This window comes from Bradyrhizobium sp. (assembly GCF_049691595.1).
Classification (GTDB): domain Bacteria; phylum Pseudomonadota; class Alphaproteobacteria; order Rhizobiales; family Xanthobacteraceae; genus Bradyrhizobium.
In genome coordinates this window covers 1-2,613 of the sequence record NZ_JBAVNZ010000525.1, presented here as the reverse complement: position 1 = coordinate 2,613, position 2,613 = coordinate 1, and the positions used below count along the sequence as shown (strand labels likewise).

Below are 2,613 nucleotides of genomic sequence, written 5' to 3'. Positions count from 1 at the left end.
GTTCGGCCGGGAAGGGGCCGGCCGGTTCGACGCCGGGCGCGATCAGCACGTTGGTGAGAAACACGCCGAGTTCGGCGTCACCACTGGCGACGGCCGGCGCGATCTGCGCAGGGGCGGCCTGAACTTTTGTTTTGGCTTTCATTTCTTCGGCGATGCCGAGGCGCTCGAACACTTTTGTCACATAGGCGCCGGCGGCGCTGGCCGGCAGGAACGCAATCGATCGCGCGTCGAGCATGGCCTTCCTGAACGCGTCTGATGTGGATAGATCGGGCTTGAGCGCGCCTGCGCGCACGATGACGCCATAGCCGACGCGGGCGATATCGACGGTCGGCCCGGCGGCGAAGCGGGCTTTAGCGGCGTCATCCCTGAACACATCGACCGGGACCACGGCAAGGTCGAACGGCGTGCCCGAGGTCACCCGCGTGATGATGTTGGGGGTGGAATCGAAATGGATGGAAAGCCTGTGGCCGCTGGTCTTCTCGAATTCAGCGCCGAGCTGATTGAGCGAAGCGGTCATCGATCCGCCCGCGATGACTTTCAGTTCAGCACCCTCAACCGCTGCGATCGGCGAGGTGACGAGCGCAAGGCCCAGGGCCGATGCGGTTAAATTGCGTGGCTTGCTCATGGCGACTTCCAATCTGAGGGAACTTGCAAAGCCTAATCCGCAATCGTGACGTCGGCGACAAACAGCGGTTCGCGCACCGCCTGTCCCGAAAACAGCGAACCCTGCTCGAACCAGGATCGCGGCGCCGGCGCGCCCCACAGCGTCTGCCGGCGCGGGTCCTTCAGCGACCAGCGCTGCGGTTCGTGGTCGTGGTCCCCGGTAAAGTAATCGCTGGTGTAGAGCTCGAGGCGATGGCCGTCGGGATCCCTGACATACAGAAAGAACGCGTTCGAAATGCCGTGGCGGCCGGGCCCGCGCTCGATGTTCTTCAAAAAGCCGCTGGAGGCCATGACATCGCAGAGGTGCAGGATGTTCATCGCGGTCGGCACCCAATAGGCAAAATGGTGCAGGCGAGGGCCCTTGCCGTTGGTGATGGCGAAATCGTGCACATTGCCCTTGCGATGCATCCAGGCCGCGGCGATGCGGCCGTTCGGCCCGTCTTCCTCGCCATATTCGGTGAGGCGGAAGCCGAGCCGGGCATAGAAATCCATGGTGTCCTGCACTTCGGCGGCGAACACGTTGAAATGGTCGAGCCGCTGCGGATGGCAGCCTTTGTAGAGGTCATAGCGCCGCAGCAGATGCGGGCGCTTTTGCATCGACGCATAAAGCTCGATCCGGAAGCCGAACGGGTCGGTGAACTGCAAGGTGCGGCCCTGGAACGGCTGGTCGGCGAAGGCATAAGTGATGCCGCTCTCGGAAAAGAACGCCGCCGCCTTGTCGAGATCGCCGTCATTGCCGACCTTGAATCCCATCCGGTTGCAGGCGGCGGCCTGCGCCTTGCGCAGCACCAGCGAGTGATGCTGGTGCTCTTCGCTGCCGCGCAGATACACGGCTTTGTCGTCGCGATCCTCGACATGCAGGCCGATGGTGTTTTGGTAGAATTCGCAGCTGGCGTCGAGATCCGTGACGTCGAGCACGACGTGGCTGCACCGGACGATGTTGAACGGCGGGTCGAAGACGTGGTGTGGAACGGGCATGCGGTATCCTTGGTTGAGTTCGTCATTCCGGGATGCGCCTCTTGGCGCAGGGCCCGGAATCCATACTCCCGATCGCGGTTATGGATTCCGGGCTCGACGCTGCGCATCGCCCCGGAATGACGGCTGACGTTAAACTCCAGGTCTCTGTATCCTGTGCGTCCCGCGCGGTCGCGGTTGGCCTGAAACATATCGGCCGATTTCGGCGTGGCTCTATCCAAGAACGGCCTCCACGTTCAAAGCTTCGTGGATATTGTTGCGCTTCCAGCTGGTTTCCTTGTCGTTGATCTGCATGTCGAACGACAGCGCGAACTTGCTGTTCGCGAACACCGGGTCGAGACAGGCGGACAGCGCCTTGAAGATATGCTCGCCGGCCTTTTTGCGGGTGACGAGATCGCGGCCCTCGCCAAGCCGCAGCACCATGTCGAGAAAGCCGAAGCTTTTTCGTCCGTCGGCGATCGCATAGTGCTCGCATTTGACGGCGCGGACGCGGATGCCGCCGAGCGGGAAAATGCCGGTCTCGACCGCGGCCTTGCGCACCAGTTCGACCACCGCCCCGATGTCGACCTGCGTGTCCAGATTGGCTGAGTATTCGATCGTGAAATGCGGCATGGCCGGATCACTCCTGCGGTTGGCCGGAAAGCGTCAAGCGAAGTAGTAGCTCACCACGCCGTAGCGACCATAATCACCCGGCATTATGGTGCCCGCAAGCTCGCCGTGTTGCAGGACATGCTCGGCCCGCGCTCGCGCGCGGCCTTTCGGCAATGGCGGTGGCGGATGGAGGCCCTGCCGACGCCGGGGAGTGAGCGCAAATTTGCATGATGCTACTGGCGCTACGCATAGCGGCGGGGCAAATCATCGCAATTGCCGGCCGATGACGGTCGAAGCCATAGACACGCGCGCAATTTTTCGTTCAAAGTGCGCGCCAAGCCGGTCATGAAAACCGGCGCGGGAGCAGGGTTTGGCCACCGATGA

Annotated in this window: 3 protein-coding genes; all 3 read right to left on the bottom strand. The window is 62.5% G+C overall.

The genetic code is table 11. The features are described 5' to 3' along the window. Window positions 1-625: molybdate ABC transporter substrate-binding protein (locus tag WCE35_RS21325; protein WP_424595297.1), on the bottom strand; the 625-nt coding region annotated here is incomplete at its 3' end. Between the two features lie 32 nt (window positions 626-657). Further along, on the bottom strand, window positions 658-1,641 hold the full coding sequence (gene hpaD, locus WCE35_RS21320; protein ID WP_424595296.1) for a 3,4-dihydroxyphenylacetate 2,3-dioxygenase: 984 nt from the start codon (window positions 1,639-1,641) through the stop codon (window positions 658-660). Between the two features lie 210 nt (window positions 1,642-1,851). Continuing rightward, complete coding sequence (locus WCE35_RS21315) at window positions 1,852-2,250, bottom strand: 5-carboxymethyl-2-hydroxymuconate Delta-isomerase (protein WP_424595295.1); 399 nt, start codon at window positions 2,248-2,250, stop codon at window positions 1,852-1,854. Between the last annotated feature and the right edge of the window lie 363 nt (window positions 2,251-2,613).

What these genes read in the sequence shown, in the direction of transcription:
- hpaD (WP_424595296.1), bottom strand. Translation starts at nt 1,641, where the DNA reads ATGCCCGTTCCACACCACGTCTTCGACCCGCCGTTCAACATCGTCCGG.
- WCE35_RS21315 (WP_424595295.1), bottom strand. Translation starts at nt 2,250, where the DNA reads ATGCCGCATTTCACGATCGAATACTCAGCCAATCTGGACACGCAGGTC.